The sequence below is a fragment of the Sorangium sp. So ce887 genome (assembly GCF_051521455.1).
GTDB lineage: Bacteria > Myxococcota_A > Polyangia > Polyangiales > Polyangiaceae > Sorangium.
Genome location: NZ_CP150354.1, coordinates 11,531,341 through 11,549,590, shown reverse-complemented (window position 1 = coordinate 11,549,590; position 18,250 = coordinate 11,531,341). Strand labels below are relative to the sequence as shown.

Sequence of the window (18,250 nt, the reverse complement as noted above, 5' to 3'; positions counted from 1 at the left end):
AGGGAGGGTTCGGGGGCTGCAGGCGGGGCCGCGGGGGCCCCGCCGCGGTCAGGCGCGGTCGTCGAGCGGCGTGTAGTCGATGGCGTTCTCGCCCGTGTAGATCTGCCGCGGGCGGCCGATCTTGCCGCTCGGATCGTCGTTCATCTCCTTCCAGTGGGCAATCCAGCCGGGGAGGCGACCGAGCGCGAACATGACGGTGAACATGTTCGTGGGGAAGCCGAGCGCGCGGTAGATGATGCCGCTGTAGAAGTCGACGTTCGGGTAGAGTTTCCGCTCGGCGAAGTACGGATCCCGCAGCGCGGTCTCCTCGAGCCGCTGCGCGATGTCGAGCAGCGGATCCTTGATGCCGAGCTTCGCCAGGATCTTGTCGGCGGCCGCCTTGATGAGGACGGCGCGCGGGTCGTAGTTCTTGTAGACGCGGTGGCCGAAGCCCATCAGGCGGAAGCCCGAGGTCTTGTCCTTCGCGAGCTTGATGAACTTCGAGACGTCGCCGCCGTCCGCGCGGATCGCCTCGAGCATCGTCACGACCTCCTGGTTCGCGCCGCCGTGGAGCGGCCCCCACAGCGCGCAGATGCCCGCGGCGACCGAGGCGAAGAGGTTCGCCTTCGAGCTGCCGACGAGGCGCACCGTCGACGTCGAGCAGTTCTGCTCGTGATCGGCGTGCAGGATGAGGAGCAGGTTCAGCACCCTCACGATGTCCTCGTCGATCTCGTACGGCTCCGCCGGGACCGAGAACATCATGTTGAGGAAATTCGCGCAGTACGAGAGCGAGTTGTGCGGGTAGACGAACGGCTGGCCGATCGACTTCTTGAACGAGAACGCGGCGATCGTGCGCACCTTGGAGAGCAGCCTCGCGATCGTGATGTCGAGGTGCTCGGTGTTCTTCACGTCGATCGCTTCCGGGTAGTAGCTCGACAGGGAGAGCACCATCGCGGACAGGATCGCCATCGGGTGCGCCGTCGACGGGTAGCCGTCGAAGAAGCGCTTCATGTCCTCGTGGATGAGCGAGTGCCGGGTGAGCAGCGTCGAGAACCTCGACAGCTCGCTCTTGCTCGGCAGCTTGCCGTAAATCAGGAGGTACGAGGTCTCCACGAAGGTCGACTTCTCGCCGAGCTGCTCGATCGGGATGCCGCGGTAGCGGAGGACGCCCTTCTCCCCATCAAGGAACGTGATGGAGCTGGTGGTCGAGGCCGTATTGACGAAGGCCGGGTCGATGCAGACGTACCCGGTCTTCGAGCGAAGGGATGCGACATCGATCGCCTTCTCCCCTTCGGTGCCCGTGATCACAGGCAGCTCGATCGTCTGCTCCACACCGTTCTTATTCAGCGTAAACTTCGCGGTCTCCTGCACGCCTCCTCCTTCCGCCGCAGCGCGGCGTAAGCTATCACGAGCTGAGGGCAGATTTCTTCCTCAAGAAATGAGGTGATGCGATTGAACGAGACGGTCGTGCGGGGGGAGCTGGTCCACCACCCGGAGGCGCCTCGGCTCGCGGCCGAGGTGCGGCGGGTCCACGGGCGTTACGCCGACGAGGTCATCGCTCGCCACCGGCTCTGCCCGTTCATGCGCGACGCCGCAACCGGATTCGGACGCTTTTACGTCCTGATCGATCGCGAGCCCGTCCTGGAGACGGCGCTGGCGGCCGTGCTGGAGGCCGAGTCCGCGGTCGTCCACCTGGTTTTCCCGTGCATCCACACTCCGTCGCCCCAGTTCGAGCGGTTCGCGTCGCGCCTGGGTGAACAGCTGCGGCGGCTGCGCACCCCCGCGCCGGTGCTGGCCGCGTTCCACCCCGAGATGGCGGGGGACGAGAGCAACTCGCACCGGCTCGTCGGCCTCCTCCGGCACGCGCCGGACCCATTCGTGCAAACGATTCCAGAGGGGTTGAACCATTCGGGGACCGTCCTCGCCGGGGCGGGCGTCGAGCCTGTGGCCGACCCTGCCGAGGACAATTACCGGCGCCTTCAAGGGGCAGGGATCGCCGAGGTCAAGGCCAGGCTCGCCGAGATCATGGAGGATCGCGACGCGAGCTATGCGCCCTTCCTGGCGCGGCTCGGGTTGGCCCGCCCCGGCCCGCGCTTCGACCCCCCGTCTCGCTAGCGCTCGGGCGTCCGGCGCGCCGGCGGGCTCGGCCCGTCCGACCCGGCCCTGGCCTCGCGCTCGGCCATCAGCGGCATCAGATACGGGAAGCCGGCCACCATCGTGTCGAGGTTGGGGTCGATCTGGGCGGCCAGCCAGAAGAGGAGGACACAGGCGCGCTCGACGTAGAACCAGTCCTCGGGGTACTCGAACGAGCGCATCAGCTCCTGGAGCTCACCGCGCTCGAGCTCGGGATCGGCCAGCTTCTCCAGCTGCTCGGGGCGGGCGCGCATCAGCGCCGCCGGCGTGCGATCCCGGATCTTGAGCAGCTTCGCGAAATAGGCCTTCACGGTCCGCTCGAGCAGCGCGTCGTTGGCCCCGGGCGCGGCGAAGCCCATGCGCCGGAAGCCGCGAACGACCGCCGCGTCGTCCTGCGCGAAGATGCCCTTCAGGATGTCGAGCAGCCCGTCGATGAGCTCGTCCCGGGCCTCGCAGATCGCGCCGAAGTCGAGGACGACGAGGCGAAAGCCGCCGCCCTCCTCCGCGCTCCGCGCGGCGACGAGGAAGTTCCCCGGGTGCGGATCGGCGTGGAAGAAGCGATCCGCGAAGAGCATCTTGTAGAAGGCCTGCACGAGCCGGAGCGCCACGTCCGAGGGCTCCACGCCCGCGCTCCGCAGCGCGTCGAGGCGGGTGATCTTGATACCCTCCATGAACGTCATCGTGAGCACGTCGCGCGTCGTGAGCTCGTGGATGACCTCCGGGAACGCGACGCCCGCGTCCCCCTCGAAGTTCTCCGCCATCCGCTCCATGCACGCGGCCTCGTGCAGGTAGTCGGTCTCGCGGCGGAGCAGGTCGACAAGCGACTCGTGCACCCGCTCGATGCGCCCGACCGGGACGAATCGCTTGTAGACAAGGATGGCGAGGCGCAGGACGCGCAGATCGACGGCGATGATCCCGCGGATGCCCGGGTAGAGGAACTTCACCGCGACCTTGCGGCCGTCGCGGAGGCGCGCGACGTGGACCTGCCCCAGCGACGCGGCCGCGAGCGGCGCGCGCTCGATCGACGCGAACAGCTCGCTCGCCGAGCGACCGAAGCTCGCGCGCAGCGCGGCCTCGAGATCGCTGAAGGGGTGGGGCGGGACCTGGTCCTGGAGCTGCTCGAGCTCCTTGCCGTAGGCCCGCGGGAGGAAGCCGCCCATGATGGACAGCACCTGGCCGAGCTTGATGAAGACGCCCCGCAGCTTGAGCATGGCGCGCAGCAGGCGTCGGGCGTTGTTCTGATCGACGCGGGCGCGGCGGGCGGTGAGCCAGCCAGGCAGCTCACGCGCGGCGCGGCCGCGCCCGAGGCGCATCGCGAACACCCGCCCGAGCCCCAGCTGGATCAGGTAGCTCGTCAGGATGACCGAGAATGTAAACAGCGCGCGGAGGAGTCGGACGGCGAGCGTCATGTGCGGCAGAGCAGCCGCACCATGCTACCGCAGGGGCCGCGCGGGGCCAGCCATGCTCGCTCCCCGGGGACGATTGGATCCCCGGAGAGGGGGGCCGCCGCGGGCCTTCGCCGCGTCCAGGAGCCCTCCAGCGAGCCGGATCGGCTCAGGACAGCGAGTCCTTGATCGCCTTGATGGGGCGAGCGCGGACCGACTTGCTGGCCGGCTTGGCCGCGAACGTCATCGGCTGCTTCGTGAACGGGTTGGTCCCCTCGCGCGCCTTGGTGGCGGGCTTCTTGATGACGCGGAACTTCGCGAAGCCGGGCATCGTGAAGATGCCGTTCTTCTTGAGCTCCTTGTACGCGATGTCGGTCAGCGCCTCGAGGATCGCCTTGACCTGCTTGCGCGAGACCTCGTTCTCGTTCGCCTCGACCACCGCGTTGATCAGCGCGCTCTTGCTGAGCGACGTGCTCTTCTTCCCGTCGGTTTTCTTCGCCGCCATGTTCATTCCTCCTGAGGTTTGTGCCTCTTGCGCGCCAAAGGAAACACAACGGCCGCCGCAGATCCAGTGTCGAATCATCGATCGGAGCTACAAAAAAAGGGGTTTCATGCCCCGGGGGGCGCGTCGCTCCGGCGGAAGGACCGCCGGGGGGCCCTGACGCGGGTCGCCAAAACCCCAGGAAAACGGCCGAGATCGCCCCTTCTTCAGGCCTCATGCGCCCGCCGCGAGGGCGGCCCGACGCCGGGCGCTCGGGGTAGGAGATCACCCGATCCCCTTCCGTTGAAGGCGATCCCGGCCGCGCGCGCGCCCTCGTCGAGCCGAGCCTCCTCGGCCGACAGCCCTCCTCCACCCCGCCCCGCGCGCGATCGCGCCGCGCCGACCCGCTGATACCGGGCCTGCCCGCGGCGCGTCACGGGCCTAGCGGCGGCTCACCGCCGAGCCCGCGCCCCACTTCCGCTTGGTGGAGAGGCCGAGGATCGTCAGCGACTGCGGCGCCTGGGCGAACTCCATCACGTCGCCGAAGCCGACGTTCACCGAGTGGATCGGCCCGTCGAAGAAGAGCTTCGCGTCGTGCGTCTTGCTCCGCACGACGAGCGAGGAGCCCGGCTGGATCAGCGCGTGGCCGAAGCGGTACGCCTCGCCGTGGGGGGTGTAGGGCTCGCGCACGACGAGCTGGAGGCACTTCGAGGTGAGCGGCAGGACGCGCCCGCCGGCGGAGCGCTGCGCGGCCGTGGAGCCGGCCGCGGGGCCGATCCAGAAGCCGCTCGACTTCTGCTCCTCCTCCGCCTTGCCGAACCGGATCACGTAGCGCGACGTGGCCGCGGGGGAGATATGACAGAAGAGCGCGTCGTTCAGGACGCGCGCCGTGGCGAGCTTGTCGTTCACCGTGACCTGCATGCGGGCGAGCACGGCCCGGCGGAGCGAGCCGCGCAGCGCCTTCGCGATGGCGTCCGCCGCGTCGGCGCTCGTCGCGCCGCAGAAGAAGCCGACCGAGTGGCCCGGCGCGCTGTTGATGCCGAGGATCGGCACGTCGCCGACGTTGTGGGACGCGCTGAGGAGCGTCCCGTCGCCGCCGACCGTGATCACGAGATCGAGCTCGCCCGCGTCGAAGGACTGCCCCGCGCCGGCGAGGACCTCGATGCGGACGCCGAGATCGTCGAGCGCCGCCTTGACCTCGCGCACCGTCTGCTCGTGCGCCTCGTGCGACGCCTTGAGGCGCGCGACGGCGGCGTCGCCGGCCTCGATGAGCCGCGTGATGCGCGGGTCCTTCCGCTCCTCGCGGTAGATCCTCCAGGCAGAGCGCTTCACGACGAGCGCGACGCGGGGGGGACGTCGCTGCGCGGGCGCGAGAGGTTGTTCCGGCATCAGAGCTCCGCGAGGCGCCGGAGCGCCACCTCCGTCTTCGCGTCCTCGATCACGCCGCGCCGGGTGAGCTCGATCGCCTCGTCGAGCGGGACGGCCACGATGACGGCGAACCGCTCGAGCGGGGAGCCGTCCTCGAGGGGCGCGCCCTGGCGCGCAGGATCGACCTCGACGTGAAAGTAGAAGTGCCGCTCGCCCACCATGCCCGGCGTCGGGAACGACGACGGACCGAGCGGCTGGAGCTCCGACGGAGGCACGTCGAAGCCCACCTCTTCGAGCAGCTCGCGCGCGGCCGAGCGCTTCAGGCCCTCGGGGCTCCGCTCGTCGAGCTCGACGAGGCCGGCGGGCAGCTCCCAGAGCGCGCCGAGCGTCGGCGCCTCCGGGAACGGGCACACCTCGGGAGGACGGGTCGCGGCCGGTGGCCGGAGCGCCGAGCGGAGATAGACATGACGGCGCCCGTCCGCGTCGCGGTAATGCGGGGCGATCACCACCGCATCGAGGCGCTCGCGATCGACGCTGTCGTAGGTGAACGGGTCGCTCAGCGAGCCGTCCGGGAACTCGACGCGGAACACTTGGCGTCGCACGTTGAGGAAACCAGGGCCGTCCAGCGAGGGGATCGTCCGGACCAGCCTGAGCGCGAGCTTCGGGAAGGGAGGTAGCCGCATGCGTCGAGGCGCAAAGCATAGCGCCAAACGACCGCCGATCGCGATGCGCCCGCGCCCCGATCGCGATGCGCGCCCGCCGCATGCGCCGACCTCACGCCGGGGCGCGCGCGGACCGCGGCGGCCCGGGTGAAGATCCCCCGGCGAGCCGATGACGCGGGCGTGGCACGCAGGCGCCCGGAGGGCTTCAGCCGAGCAACCCCCGCGCCCTGGCGATCGCCTCGATCTCCGGGCGACGCCGATCGAGCTCCGGAACGTCCTTGACCGGGAGGAAGCGCGAGGCGAGCCCCTCGCGCGGCACGCGCAAGAACCGGGGCTCGAGCGCCGCCGTGACCTCGCCGAGGAGCCGCTCGAACTGGATGGCCTTCCGCTCCCCGATCTTCTTCTCGACCTCGACGTACGTCCAGTCCATCGCGAGCGCGTCGAGCGCCGCGGCGCTGGCGATGAACGTGTTCGTGTTGAAGACCCGCACGACGTCCGGATCGAAGCCGCGGGGGAGGCGGAACTCCTCGGTGATGATGCGCTTTCCGTTCCACCGGACGGGCCCGCCGCCCCGGTCCGCGCCTACCTTGTCGACGACCTCGACCGTGAGCGGGTCGCCGTGGGCGAGGTGCCACCCGAGGAGGGCCGGGTCGACGGTCGCGCCGAGGTTGTCGAGGTTGGCGATCCAGACCGTCTTGCCGCCGCGCTCGAGGAAGCGGGCGAGCAGGCCGCTCCGGCGGAGCGCGTCCGGCAGATCGCCGTGGCCGGTGGCGTAGACGCTCGGCTCGCCCTGCTCGTCGAGGAACAGCGAGCCCTCGGGCGTCAGGCGGAGCGAGACGTCCTGCTCGAAGGTGGCGCACCGCGCGCCGTCGAGGCGCGGGCCGAGGGCCTCGCGGATCGGCTGCTCGGTGGCCTCGCTCGTCATGAGCCAGAGCGGCACGTGGGCGCCGGGGCGGTTCGCCAGCCGCTCGAGGTGCGCGTTCTCGCCCAGCCGGAGGTCGAGGAACGTCCGGCCGGGGAGCGCCTCCACGAGCGCCTTGACCACGCCGCCCATCCGGGTCGCCATCCCGCCGGCGAGGACGCAGAGGGCCACCTCGCCCGCCGAGAGCGCAGCGAGCCCGCGCTCGCGCAGGCGCCCGTGCTCGGCCGTCCCCTCGGCCGGCGCCGCCGAGAGGTCGTCCGGGGCCGGCGGCTCGACGCGGCCGGGCAGCCGGTTGCGGGCGTCCCGCTCCACGCCGAGGGTCGCCGCCCACCGCACCAGGCGGGAGCCGTCGAAGCCTCGGTCATGCAAGCGCTTCAGGAGAGGCGCTGGAAGAGAGGAGATCTGCTGTGCGAGGGACACCGATTTTCCAAAGCACGGCCAGAACGGCCCGGCAAGACGGCACGCGGCCCCGCCCGCGCGGACGCGGCCCCGGGCTCAGCGGAGCACGAGGACCCAGACGTCGTAGAGCGCGTGGGTCCAGACGGCCGGCGCGAAGCCGCGGAAGACGTAGATCCCCGTGAGCACGAGCCCGCACACCATGCGGAACACGAACGAGGGGAGGTTCCAGGGATCGCCCATCGAGCCGACGTAGTGCCAGCCGGAGAAGACGGCGGCGGCCACGACCGCCCACCCGACCAGCAGCACCGTCCCCTGGACCCCTCTGCCGAAGAGGAACTTGATCGCGAGCGCGCCCAGCCCGTAGAGGCCTGCCCGGAAGGCGATCTCCTCGTAGAAGCCGGCGCCGAGCGACATCACGACCCCGGTGAAGATGTCGTTGGAAGCCACGGGCGGGCCGAGCCGGAGGGAGCCGACCACGTACGAGCCGGCGAAGCGCATCAGGATGGCGTAGAGCGCGCCCTCGGTGGCGAGCAGCGCGAAGCGCCTCGTCTGGAGGGCGTGGCCGCGGCCGAGGAGGGAGAGGACGATGACGAACGCGGCGCCGACGGCGACCGTGAGGCCCGCGTAGAGCGGGAGGCTGTGCTTGGCGAGCGCGCGGAGCTCGGCGGTGACCGGATCCGCCGCGTTGCGGATGGGGAGGAAGGCGACGCCGAGGTGGTAGAGGACGAAGATCGGCATCGTCAGCGCGAGGTCGGTCAGCGCATCGCTCTTCGCTGTGGGCTTGTCGCCGGGCGGGGCCGCCCCCGGCCGGGCGAGCTCCGGCCCGGCGCCGAGCATCAGGACGGCCTCAGCCGATACACGATCACCAGCACCTCGGCGGACCACATGACGAGGTTCAGCACGAAGGGGGTATCCCGGAGGATCTCCTGGGTGGGGCTCTCGGCCTTGCCGCTGCCGGCCACGAGCTGGAGGAACCGGATCACCCCGAAGAGCGGGTGGATCGTCGTCAGCCAGAGGTACGGGTTCTGGAAGAAGCGCTGCGTGTCGTGATCGAGCGTGTACGCGAGGTAGGTGGCGATCGTGGCGACGCCGGTCACGGCGAGCGCCGCCGTCAGGGCGCCGGGCGTGTAGGCGTCCAGCGCCGCGCGCTGCTTCGAGGCGTTGACGGAAGCGAGCTCGTGGCGGCGCTTGCCGAAGCCGAGGAAGAGCGCGAGCAGGGCGGTGCAGGCGATCATGAAGCCGGAGAGCGGCGTCCTCGTCGCGAAGCCGCCGGCCAGCACGCGCAGCACGAAGAAGACCGCGATGCAGCCGACGTCGAGGTACGCGATCTTCTTGAGCCGGAACGAGTAGGCGACGTTGAGGACGTAGTAGCTGGCGGCGACGAGCGCGAAGAGCGGCGGGCCGAGCAAGCTGGCCCCGAGCGCGATGACCGCGAGGCCGACCGCCATCGCCTTGGCGACCGGGATCGGCACGCGCCCCGAGGCGATCGGCCGGAAACGCTTGACCGGGTGGACCCGGTCGGCCTCCGCGTCGACGATGTCGTTCAGGATGTAGACGGCGCCGGCGAGCAGGCAGAAGATCGCGAACGCCCCGATCGCGCTCGTGATGATCGAGGGGTGGGTCAGGTGCTTGGCGAACACCACCGGGGCGAGGACGAAGAGGTTCTTCACCCACTGGTGCGGGCGCATCGCCCGGATCATCCCGCGCACCCGCCAGAGCAGCGTCCCCTTCGGCGAGTCGGGCAGGAGGGGCGGCTGCGCGATCAGGCTGCCCGAAGGGGGCCCGCTCTCCGGCGGACGGGAGCTCGGCACCCCCGGACGAGAGCTCGGCACCCCCGGACGAGAGCTCGGCGCGCCGCTCCGCGGAGGCGACGATGTGGGCTTGCCGGCGGGGACGGAGCTCATGGCGGCGGGTGAGGCGCCCTGCTCAGTCGGCGCCGGTGGGTCCAGCGCTCCGGCGTCCGGGCGAGCGTCGACGCCCGGCGTCTCTTGAGCAGGGAAGGCCGGGGCACTGCGGCGAAAAAGGGGACCCGGGGCGGTCACGGCGGCCGGAGCATACCCGGGAGCCCCGGTCCCGGCCATTCCGCAGCAGGCAAAAGAGCAGGAACGTGGACGCTCAGAACCGAGCGGCGGCGACAGGCCCTGCCCCCCGGCTCAGGCGATGACCCCGCAGAGAACGTGGCGCAGCGCACCGGGTCCCGCGGGCCGGCGGCGCGCGTCGGCGAATCCGAGTTCGCACCGGGCCACGCCGGCTCGTGGAACGCCGTGGAACGCAAAATGCGCATCCGCGCAGGCTGGCCGTAACCTCGTGCTACCATCGCCCTTGATGACATCAGCGCTCTCGGTCGCGCGTGAAGCTTCGCCTATTCTTCTGAAGCTTCGCTCTGCCGTGGAGCAGGCCCTCGAAGGGAAGCCAGAGGCGGTCGAGCTGGCGCTCATCGCGCTGCTCGCCCGGGGCCATGTCCTCATCGAGGACGTGCCCGGCGTCGGCAAGACGACGCTGGCACGCGCGCTGGCGAAGGCCGTGGGGGGCGAGCTCCGTCGCGTTCAGTTCACCAGCGATCTCCTGCCGAGCGACGTCCTCGGGGTGAGCGTCTTCGATCAGCGGATCGGGCAGTTCGTCTTCCGCCAGGGGCCGATCTTCGCGAACGTCCTGCTCGCCGATGAGATCAACCGGGCGAGCCCGCGGACCCAGTCGGCGCTGCTCGAGGCGATGAACGAGGGTCAGGTGTCCATCGAGGGGACGGCGACGCCGCTGCCGGATCCGTTCTTCGTGCTCGCGACCCAGAACCCGCAGGATTTCGCCGGCACCTTTCCGCTGCCGGAGTCGCAGCTCGACCGGTTCATGGTGCGGATCCGGATCGGGTACCCGCCGCCGCAGGTGGAGATGCGGCTGCTCCTCCAGGGCGGCGAGCCCGATCGCGCGCGGAACGTGCCGCAGATCATCGATCCCGCCCAGCTCGTGGTGCTGCAGCGCGAGGTCGATCGCGTCGAGCTCGACTCGTCGCTCGCGACCTACCTGCAGGCGATCCTCGCGGCCACGCGATCGAGCCCGACCCTCTCGCTGGGCGCATCGCCGCGCGCCGGCATGAACCTGGCCCGCGCGGCCCGGGGGCGCGCCGTCCTCTGCGGGCGCTCGTACTGTATTGCGGACGACATCCATGACCTCGCGGTCGCCGTACTGGCACACCGCGTCCGGCTCTCGGCCCACGCGGAGGGCTACATGCCGACCCGCGACGAGTGCGAGGCGGCGGTGCGCGACCTCGTGGCGCGGGTGCCGGTCCCGCTCTGAGGGGGGCGATGGGCGCAGAAGACCGGGAGCGGGGATCTCTCAGCGGCAGCTCCCGCGGCGCCGACCGTGCCGACGCCGCGGTGCGCAGCGCCGTCCGGCCGAGCCGGCCGAGGCGCGACCGGCCCCCGCTCGAGCAGCGCCCGCTGCGGCCCTCGCGCGGGGAGGATGCGTCGTCGTGGGCGAAGGTCCTGTTCGCCCTGCGGCCGCCCCGGAAGCTCAAGTTCACCCGGGAGGGGAAGTACTACCTCGGGATCACGCTGGGCGTCGGCTTCGCGGCGATCAACACGGGCAACAACCTCCTCTACCTGCTGCTCGGGATGCTGCTGTCGCTGATCGTCGTCTCCGGCGTGATGAGCGACCTGTCGCTCCGGCACCTCACCGTCACCCGGCGGCTCCCGGCCCGCGCGCAGGTAGGCCGGGCGCACCTCGTCGAGATCGAGGTCTACAACCACAAGAAGCGCGTGCCGTCGTACGCGATCGAGGTCGAGGACCTGCGCGCCGGTCAGCCGGCCGATAAGCGCTGCTTCTTCCTGAAGATCAGCCCGTCCAGCGCGCAGGTGGCCGCCTACCGGCGGACGCCGGCGAAGCGCGGCCGCGACCGGCACACCGGGTTCCGCATCGCGACCCGCTTTCCCTTCGGGCTGTTCGAGAAATCGCGCGAGGTCGAGGCCGAGGGGGATCTCATCATCTATCCCGCCGTCGATCCGGTGCGGCTCCCCGTCGAGGACGCGGGGCGGCGCGAGGGCGGCGCGAGCCTCAACGGGCGCGGGGGCGGCGACGAGACCTTCGGGCTGCGGCCGATGCGCGACGGGGACGATCCGCGCGATATCTACTGGAAGAAGAGCACGATGCGCGACCAGCTGGTGCTGCGCGAGCGGACCCGGGAGACGCGGCCCGACGTGCATATCGCCGTCGACACGGTGCGCCCGGCCGGCGAAGGCGACGGGTTCGCGCAGGCCTTCGAGCGCAGGATCCGCGAGGCGGCCTCGCGCGCCGTCGCCCACATCAAGCGCGGCGACGCCGTGGTCGTCGCGACGACGCTGGGCGAGCGGGTGCGCGGTGACCGCAACCTCGGCTCCGACGGGATCCTCAGGTTCCTGGCGCTGCTCGACGCGGTGGACGAGGCGCGGGTGTCGGAGCTCAGCGCCGAGCGCGCCGCCCGGACGTCCCTGCGGCAGGCCTCCAGCCCGGGCCCCACCAGCGGCGAGCGCCGCACCGGCACGCCGAGGAGCGCCCCATGAGATTCGGGTTGGTGCACCGGGTCATGACCGACGCGCTCGCAGCGCTCGGCGTCATCGCCCTCGTCGCGAGCGGGCAGTTCAACCGCTATGTGAGCTGGGCCATCCTCATCGGCCTCGCGCTCGCGCTCGTCGTGCGCGAGTCCTGGCAGCGGCACCCGGCGCTCCGCCACCTCGACACGGGCGTCCTGCTGGTCGTCATCGCCGTCCAGGTGGTCCGCATCGTGGCCACCGACGCGAGCGTGCTCGACGTGCTCGTGGAGTTCGCCGCGGCGCTGCAGATCATCCGGCTCGCGACGCGCAAGGGGGCGGCGCACGACCAGCAGGTCATCGTGCTCGCGCTCTTGCACCTCATCGCCGGGACCGTCCTCGGCGGCGGCCTCGGCTACGGGCTGTGCTTCATCGGCGTGCTCGTGGTCGCCCCCGGCGCGCTCGTGCTCAGCCACCTGCGGCGCGAGGTCGAGGGCAACTACCGGCAGGGGGCGCGCGACCGGACCGGGCTGCCCGTGGACGTGCCGCGCATCCTGCGCTCCAGGCGGGTCGTCGGGCGCTCGTTCCTGGCCGTCACCTGCCTGCTCTCGATCCCGATCTTCGTCTTCACCGCGCTCCTGTTCGTCATCTTCCCGCGCGTCGGCCTCTCGCTGCTCCTGCTGAACCGCGGCCACACGGGGCGGATGATCGGCTTCTCGGGCAAGGTCGACCTGGGCGCGGTCGGCGTGCTGCGCAGCGATCCCAAGCTGGCCATGCGGGTCGAGATCCCCGAGCTCCCGGAGCCGCCGCCGCCGCGCCTCACGATGCACCTGCGCGGCACCGCCCTCGACGCGTACGACGGCCGCACCTGGACCCAGAGCGAGACGTTCAAGCGCCCGACCGAGAGCGACGGGGGGCTCGTGCCGCTCGAGCGGTACCCGGACCCGGCGGTCGATCCGGTGATGCGCATCGATCTGGAGCCGATCGATCCGCCCGTGATCTTCCTCCCGCCGAACGCGACGGGGCTCCGGTTCAAGAACCGCGGGCAGCTCGGGGTCGACGCGGGCGCGCTGACCCACCGCGGGCCCGAGGGCGAGTTCAGGTACCAGCCCCTGGACGACCGTGGGCTCGTCTACGACGTCTTCCTGTCGCGAAAGCGGTCGCCGACGTTCCAGCGCCTCCCGGGGGGCGAGCGACGGCGCTACCTGGAGCTCCCCAGGGACCTGCCGCCGCGCGTCGTCGAGCTCGCCCAGCAGTGGACGCAGGGCATGGAGCGTCCGGCCGACCAGGCGCGGGCGATCCAGGAGCGCCTGCGCACGGAGTACCGGTACGACCTCGCGTCGCCGTCAGGGGCGGACCCGCATCCGCTCGATCACTTCCTGTTCGAGTCGAAGCGCGGGCACTGCGAGTTCTACTCGACGGCGATGGCGATCCTGCTGCGCGCGGTGGATGTGCCGACGCGCAACGTGACCGGCTTCGTCGGCGGCACCTACAACCGCTTCGGCCGGTTCTATGCGGTGCGCCAGGGCGACGCGCACTCGTGGGTCGAGGTGTACCTCGACGGCGAGGGGTGGCAGACGTTCGACCCGACGCCGCCGGCCGACGCGGCGCCGAAGAGCGAGCTGGTCGGGGTCTGGGCCTACCTCCGCGACTTCATCGAGGCGACGAGCCAGCGCTGGGACAGGCACATCGTCGGCTACGACCTGAACCAGCAGGTGAGCCTGCTCCAGACGCTCACGTCGCGCTACCGGAGGTCCAGCTCGAGCGGCGACATCGCGCTGTCGCGCCCGCGGCTCCTCGCCGTCGCCGCCGTCGCGCTCGCGCTGGGCGGCGGCCTGCTCTACTGGCGCTTCCGCCGCGGGCGTCGCGGGCGCGAGGAGTCGCGCGGGGACGGGGGGCGGACCCCGAGCGCGATCCTTGCGATCGCGCTCTACGAGAGCCTGGAGGCCGCCATGCTCGCGCAGGGCGTGCCGCGCCCGACCAGCATGCCGCCGCTGCGCCACGCCGAGGCGCTGGAGCTCACGGACCACCCGCTGTCGCGCGAGATCCTGCTGCTCACGCAGGTCTACCTGCGCGCCCGCTTCGGCGGGGCGAAGCTCACCGAGGACGACAGCCGCGACTTCGAGCGACGGGTCAAGGCGCTGCGCCTGGCCGATCGCCGCGCGCTCTCGGCAAGCGACCTCGGGCTCCACGCGTCGCCCTGATCGCGGCCGGGACGCCCGCTCTCAGCGGCGCCGCACGGGGCGCTTCGCGATGAACGCCTGGCGGATGCCGGTGACGGCGCGGCGGCTCGGACCGCCGGAGACGAACGGGTCCCCGGGGGCGAGCTCGCCCAGCCGATCCATGAACGACTGCGCCACGACGCGCTCGCCCAGCAGGCTGACGACGTTCGACTGGCCCCGCATCGTGGACGCGAGGACGGCCGCCGTCGACGTGTCCGGCACCGCGGCGACCGAGAGCGACTCCAGCACCCGCCGGATCGGCACGATCGACTGCGCGGTCGCCAGCTTGCGATCCGAGGCGCCGAGCGGCTGCGGGGCGTACTCGAGCCAGATCCCGGCGACGTTCAGGTGGCCGAGGAGCTTCTTCGACCAGCTTGGATCGAGCTCCACGTAGAGGGGCCGGACGTCGGCCAGCGTCGAGAGGGCGAACTCGCTGGGCTCGCCCGCGAGCGCGAAGTCGCGCAGGAGCGGCGCGAGCTTGCGCTCGTCGGCGAGCAGGCTCGCCGCGACCTGGCCGCGATCGAGCAGCGGGATCGGGACCACGACGACGTCCGGCCGCTCGCCGCGCGTGATCCGCGCCGCCCAGACCCGCCACGCGATCGCCGGCGATCGCACGAGGATCGCGGAGCTGGGATCGAGGCTCCCGTACGCCTCGTCGGTCCAGACCTCGGCGGCCGTCTGCTCGCTCCGGTCGGCGGCGAAGCCGGCCTCCTCGCTCGTCAGCGCGACGAGCGTCAGCTGGAAGACGACGAGCAGCACGGCGCCGCTCCGCGAGAACGGCACGCGCGTGTCGAGCAGCGCCCGGACGGCCGCGTGCGCGCCGAGCGCCGAGCCGACGGCGATCGCCGCGACCGCGAGCGAGCGCAGCGGGGTGAGCGGATCCGCGGAGAGCACGCCGGCCGCGCGCGCGGGCAGGAGCGTGTCGAGCGCGAGCAGCACGAGGAACGGCGCGACGAGCCACCGCGCGCGCGGGCGCAGGAGCGAGAGCGCGAGCCCGGCCGCGGCGATGAGCAGGGAGACGACGCCGATCTCGCGGCTCCACGCGGCGAGCGCCGTGGTGCGCGCGCTCGCGACGTCGAGGGCAGCGAGGCTCCCGGTCGTGAGCGCGCGGCCGATGTCGGTCCAGGCGCGCGGCGCGAGCGGCCGGAGCGCGAGCGGCGCGAGCAGGAGCGCGGCCGTGAGCACCCCCGCGCCGGCGGCGGCGCCCAGCATGCGCCGCGGCGGGCCGCCGGCGGCCTGTGCCGCGGCGGAGGGACCGCCGAGGCCACGGCGGGCGAGGACCATCGCGTACGACGCCGCCAGCGCGGCGAGGCCCGCGGGCGGGCTCTCGGCGAACGTGGCCCCGAGGAGCGCGCCGAGCCCGATCCACGCGCGCCCCGCGTGCCGCGCCTCCTCGGCGCAGATCGACGCGAGCGCGAGCGTCACGAGCGCGCAGCAGGTGGCGAGCATGGCGCCGCCGCCGACCGTCGCCTCCCGCTGCCAGGTGGGCGACAGCGCCGCCGTGAGGACGGCGATCGCCGACAGCACGGAGGCGAGCCGCGGGCTCACGGCGCCGCCGGGCGCGCCCGGAGCCGATCGCGACGCGGCGGGGGTCGCGTCGGCCGCGCCGCCGCGGAGCTTGCGGAGGAGCGAGAGACCCGGGAGGGGCGCTGGCCACGCGGACTCCAGGAGGAGCCGGCGGACCATCTCGTAGAGCAGGCGCGACGCGATCGCGAGCGCGAGCGCCGACCCGAGGGCGGTGCGGAAGGTGCGAGGCCCCAGCGGGAGCAGGCTCAGCGCCTGCGAGAGCGCCGTCGAGAGGCCGCCGCCCACCCCGACCGCGACGAGGCCGAGGTCCCGGACGGCCGTGAGATCTTCACGCCACTGCCCTGAAGACGCGGCGCGGGCCAGCGAGAGCCCGAAGGGCAGCGCGGCCGACACGAAGGCGAGCGACCGATCGAGCCAGCAGCGTTTCTCCTCGGAGCTCACCGGGCGGCCATGCCAGATCGGCCGCGCGCGGGCCAAGTTCCGGCGCGCGGCCCGGCCGCGCCGCGGCGGCGGTGCGCGGCCGGGCCGCGCCGCGGCGGCGCGCGGGGCCGATCCCGCGCGTCGCCGCGGCGCGATCATCGCGATCATACGGAGAGGCGGGCAACGTCGACCTGGGCTAGAGTCGCCGCTTCCCACGGAAACTCGGAGGTCGGCTCGTGTCCCGTTTCATCGATGAGCTCAAGAGGACGCACCGCTGCGGCGATCTGCGCACGGCGGACATCGGCAAGGAGGTCATCCTCTTCGGCTGGGTGGCGCATCGCCGCGATTTCGGCGGCTGCGTGTTCATCGACCTGCGCGATCGCGAAGGGATCACGCAGGTCGTCTTCGACGCCGGCTACGACGCGGGGTCGGTGAAGCGCGCGCCGGCGCTCGAGGGGTCGGGCGAGCCCTACTCGACGCCGGAGCAGCTCACCGCGTCGCTGAAGCTGGCCGAGACGGTGCGCCGCGAGTGGGTCATCGGCGTGCGCGGCGTCGTCGTCCACCGGGGCGAGCAGAACGTGAACCCGAAGCTCGCGACCGGCGAGGTCGAGGTGCGCGTGGCCGAGGCCGTGGCGTTCAACCGCGCCGACAACCCTCCCTTCTCGATCGAGGACGACATCCGGACCGACGAGGAGATCCGGCTCCAGTACCGGTACCTCGACCTCCGCCGGACCCCGCTCCAGCGGGCGCTGCGGATGCGCCACGAGGTCAACCGGACGACGCGGAACTACCTGTCGGATCAGGGCTGCCTCGAGCTCGAGACGCCCTTCCTCGTGAAGTACACGCCGGGCGGGGCGCGCAACTTCCTCGTCCCCTCGAGGATCGCGGCCGGCAAGTTCTACGCGCTCGCCGAGAGCCCGCAGCTCTACAAGCAGCTCTTCATGGTCGCGGGCTTCGACCGCTACTTCCAGATCGTGAAGTGCTTCCGGGACGAGGACCTGCGCATCGACCGGCAGCCGGAGTTCACCCAGATCGACGTCGAGCTGTCGTTCGTGAACCAGGACGACGTCTTCCGCCTGATCGAGGGGCTCGTCTTCGCGGTGTTCAAGACCGCCCTCGGCAAGGACCTCGCCGAGCTCTACCCCACGGGCCGCTTCCCGCAGATGCCGTACGCCGAGTCGATGGCCCGCTTCGGCAACGACAAGCCCGATCTCCGCTTCGGGATCGAGCACACCGACCTCACCGAGCTCATCATCGAGCACGGCGGCGGCGGGGTGCCCTTCTGGGTGGAGCTGGCCGAGAAATTCCGGTCCGGCAAGCTGCGGCGCGACCTGCCGGCCGAGATCGTGAAGGGGCTCGTCATCCCGGCGAGCGCCAACCTGTCCCGGCAGCAGACCGAGGAGCTCGAGCGCGGGCTCCGCGACGTGAAGGGCTTCCGGGGGCTCGCGCGCGCAAAGCTCGCCGAGGACGGCTCCTGGACGCAGTCTCCCCTCTCGAAGTCGATCACGCCGGAGCTCCGGCAGAAGCTGAACGCGGCGCTCGGCGCCAAGCCGGGCGACATCCTCTGCTTCCAGTTCGGCAACGCCGCGGTTGTGCACACCGTGATGGCGAAGCTCCGCGTCGACGTCGCCAAGAAGATCGGGCTCATCCCGGAGTACGGGCATGGCGACCAGTGGCGGTTCCTCTGGGTGACGAACCCACCCCTGTTCGATTACGACGAGGACACGGGGCGCTGGTCCGCCGCGCACCACGCGTTCACGCGGCCCATCGACGAGCACGTGGCGCTGCTCGAGAGCGATCCGGCGCGGGTCGAGTGCTATCGTTACGATCTCGTGCTGAACGGGTTCGAGGTCGGCGGCGGCTCGATCCGGCTGCACGACCCCGACGTGCAGGCGCGCGTCTTCCAGACGCTGGGCATCGACGAGCGCGACGCGCGCGACAAGTTCGGGTTCCTCCTGGACGCGCTCCGCAGCGGCGCGCCGCCGCACGGCGGCATCGCGCTCGGCATGGATCGGTTCGCGATGCTGCTCAGCGGCGCGCCGACGCTGCGGGACGTGATCCCGTTCCCGAAGACCAACCAGGGCACCGACCAGATGACCGGCGCGCCCGTGCTCGTCGACGCCGCGCAGCTCGCCGAGGTGCACGTGAAGGCGGTCGCGCCCGCGGACACCCGACCGGGCGCGACGGGCACCGGCAGCGCCGGCGCCTGATGCCGGGCCGGGGGACGCGAGCGCGATCCGATGCGTCGACGGC

At 71.8% G+C, this 18,250-nt stretch carries 14 protein-coding genes; 5 read left to right on the top strand and 9 right to left on the bottom strand.

Translation table 11 applies throughout. The annotated features are described in order from the left end of the window. Nucleotides 1–48: 48 nt before the first annotated feature. Nucleotides 49–1,326: a citrate synthase gene (locus WMF36_RS43205; RefSeq protein ID WP_437495029.1), complete on the bottom strand. Its 1,278-nt coding sequence runs from the start codon at nucleotides 1,324–1,326 to the stop codon at nucleotides 49–51. 99 nt (nucleotides 1,327–1,425) lie between these two features. Here WMF36_RS43205 and WMF36_RS43200 point away from each other — a divergent pair, with 99 nt between their 5' ends. Next, the gene (locus WMF36_RS43200; protein ID WP_437576689.1) at nucleotides 1,426–2,094 is read left to right on the top strand and encodes a hypothetical protein; all 669 of its coding nucleotides are present in this window, start codon (nucleotides 1,426–1,428) and stop codon (nucleotides 2,092–2,094) included. Here the strand turns inward: WMF36_RS43200 and WMF36_RS43195 are convergent. The 7 genes from WMF36_RS43195 to WMF36_RS43165 all read right to left on the bottom strand — a co-directional run bounded on the left by WMF36_RS43195 (nucleotide 2,091) and on the right by WMF36_RS43165 (nucleotide 9,140). Next, entirely contained in the window at nucleotides 2,091–3,521 is a 1,431-nt protein-coding gene (locus tag WMF36_RS43195; RefSeq protein ID WP_437576688.1) for an ABC1 kinase family protein, read from the bottom strand. The genes WMF36_RS43200 and WMF36_RS43195 overlap by 4 nt on opposite strands. A 145-nt stretch (nucleotides 3,522–3,666) precedes the next feature. Next, nucleotides 3,667–4,002, bottom strand: a complete 336-nt coding sequence (locus WMF36_RS43190; protein WP_437482923.1) for an HU family DNA-binding protein — start codon at nucleotides 4,000–4,002, stop codon at nucleotides 3,667–3,669. A gap of 417 nt (nucleotides 4,003–4,419) precedes the next feature. Further along, nucleotides 4,420–5,367, bottom strand: coding sequence for an NAD(+)/NADH kinase (locus tag WMF36_RS43185; RefSeq protein WP_437576687.1), 948 nt, complete (start codon nucleotides 5,365–5,367; stop codon nucleotides 4,420–4,422). After that, nucleotides 5,367–6,029, bottom strand: a complete 663-nt coding sequence (locus WMF36_RS43180) for an NUDIX hydrolase (protein WP_437576686.1) — start codon at nucleotides 6,027–6,029, stop codon at nucleotides 5,367–5,369. The genes WMF36_RS43185 and WMF36_RS43180 overlap by 1 nt, the downstream gene beginning before the upstream one ends. A 184-nt stretch (nucleotides 6,030–6,213) precedes the next feature. Further along, entirely contained in the window at nucleotides 6,214–7,299 is a 1,086-nt protein-coding gene (locus tag WMF36_RS43175; protein WP_437576685.1) for a UTP--glucose-1-phosphate uridylyltransferase, read from the bottom strand. A 126-nt stretch (nucleotides 7,300–7,425) separates the two neighbouring features. Then, a complete protein-coding gene (locus WMF36_RS43170) occupies nucleotides 7,426–8,166 on the bottom strand; it encodes a CPBP family glutamic-type intramembrane protease (protein ID WP_437576684.1) in 741 nt (246 codons plus the stop codon). Then, the gene (locus WMF36_RS43165) at nucleotides 8,166–9,140 is read right to left on the bottom strand and encodes a decaprenyl-phosphate phosphoribosyltransferase (protein ID WP_437576683.1); all 975 of its coding nucleotides are present in this window, start codon (nucleotides 9,138–9,140) and stop codon (nucleotides 8,166–8,168) included. Before WMF36_RS43165 ends, WMF36_RS43170 begins: the two co-directional genes overlap by 1 nt. A 514-nt stretch (nucleotides 9,141–9,654) precedes the next feature. Here WMF36_RS43165 and WMF36_RS43160 point away from each other — a divergent pair. Genes WMF36_RS43160 through WMF36_RS43150 form a run of 3 tightly spaced genes read left to right on the top strand, consistent with a single transcriptional unit; the run spans nucleotide 9,655 to nucleotide 14,032 of the window. Continuing rightward, on the top strand, nucleotides 9,655–10,620 hold the full coding sequence (locus tag WMF36_RS43160) for an AAA family ATPase (RefSeq protein WP_437482939.1): 966 nt from the start codon (nucleotides 9,655–9,657) through the stop codon (nucleotides 10,618–10,620). A gap of 8 nt (nucleotides 10,621–10,628) precedes the next feature. Continuing rightward, entirely contained in the window at nucleotides 10,629–11,861 is a 1,233-nt protein-coding gene (locus WMF36_RS43155; protein WP_437576682.1) for a DUF58 domain-containing protein, read from the top strand. Then, entirely contained in the window at nucleotides 11,858–14,032 is a 2,175-nt protein-coding gene (locus WMF36_RS43150; protein ID WP_437576681.1) for a transglutaminase TgpA family protein, read from the top strand. Before WMF36_RS43155 ends, WMF36_RS43150 begins: the two co-directional genes overlap by 4 nt. Before the next feature lie 21 nt (nucleotides 14,033–14,053). Here the strand turns inward: WMF36_RS43150 and WMF36_RS43145 are convergent, their stop codons facing one another. Then, nucleotides 14,054–16,018, bottom strand: coding sequence for a hypothetical protein (locus WMF36_RS43145; RefSeq protein ID WP_437576680.1), 1,965 nt, complete (start codon nucleotides 16,016–16,018; stop codon nucleotides 14,054–14,056). A 215-nt stretch (nucleotides 16,019–16,233) separates the two neighbouring features. Between WMF36_RS43145 and aspS the strand changes: the two genes are divergently transcribed. Continuing rightward, a complete protein-coding gene (gene aspS / locus WMF36_RS43140; RefSeq protein WP_437576679.1) occupies nucleotides 16,234–18,207 on the top strand; it encodes an aspartate--tRNA ligase in 1,974 nt (657 codons plus the stop codon). Nucleotides 18,208–18,250 lie beyond the last annotated feature (43 nt).

Excerpts from the sequence above, each read along its gene's own strand:
- WMF36_RS43200 (WP_437576689.1), top strand. The coding sequence starts at position 1,426 with ATGCGATTGAACGAGACGGTCGTGCGGGGGGAGCTGGTCCACCACCCG.
- WMF36_RS43195 (WP_437576688.1), bottom strand. The coding sequence starts at position 3,521 with ATGACGCTCGCCGTCCGACTCCTCCGCGCGCTGTTTACATTCTCGGTC.
- WMF36_RS43190 (WP_437482923.1), bottom strand. The coding sequence starts at position 4,002 with ATGGCGGCGAAGAAAACCGACGGGAAGAAGAGCACGTCGCTCAGCAAG.
- WMF36_RS43185 (WP_437576687.1), bottom strand. The coding sequence starts at position 5,367 with ATGCCGGAACAACCTCTCGCGCCCGCGCAGCGACGTCCCCCCCGCGTC.
- WMF36_RS43180 (WP_437576686.1), bottom strand. The coding sequence starts at position 6,029 with ATGCGGCTACCTCCCTTCCCGAAGCTCGCGCTCAGGCTGGTCCGGACG.
- WMF36_RS43170 (WP_437576684.1), bottom strand. The coding sequence starts at position 8,166 with ATGCTCGGCGCCGGGCCGGAGCTCGCCCGGCCGGGGGCGGCCCCGCCC.
- WMF36_RS43160 (WP_437482939.1), top strand. The coding sequence starts at position 9,655 with ATGACATCAGCGCTCTCGGTCGCGCGTGAAGCTTCGCCTATTCTTCTG.
- WMF36_RS43155 (WP_437576682.1), top strand. The coding sequence starts at position 10,629 with ATGGGCGCAGAAGACCGGGAGCGGGGATCTCTCAGCGGCAGCTCCCGC.
- WMF36_RS43150 (WP_437576681.1), top strand. The coding sequence starts at position 11,858 with ATGAGATTCGGGTTGGTGCACCGGGTCATGACCGACGCGCTCGCAGCG.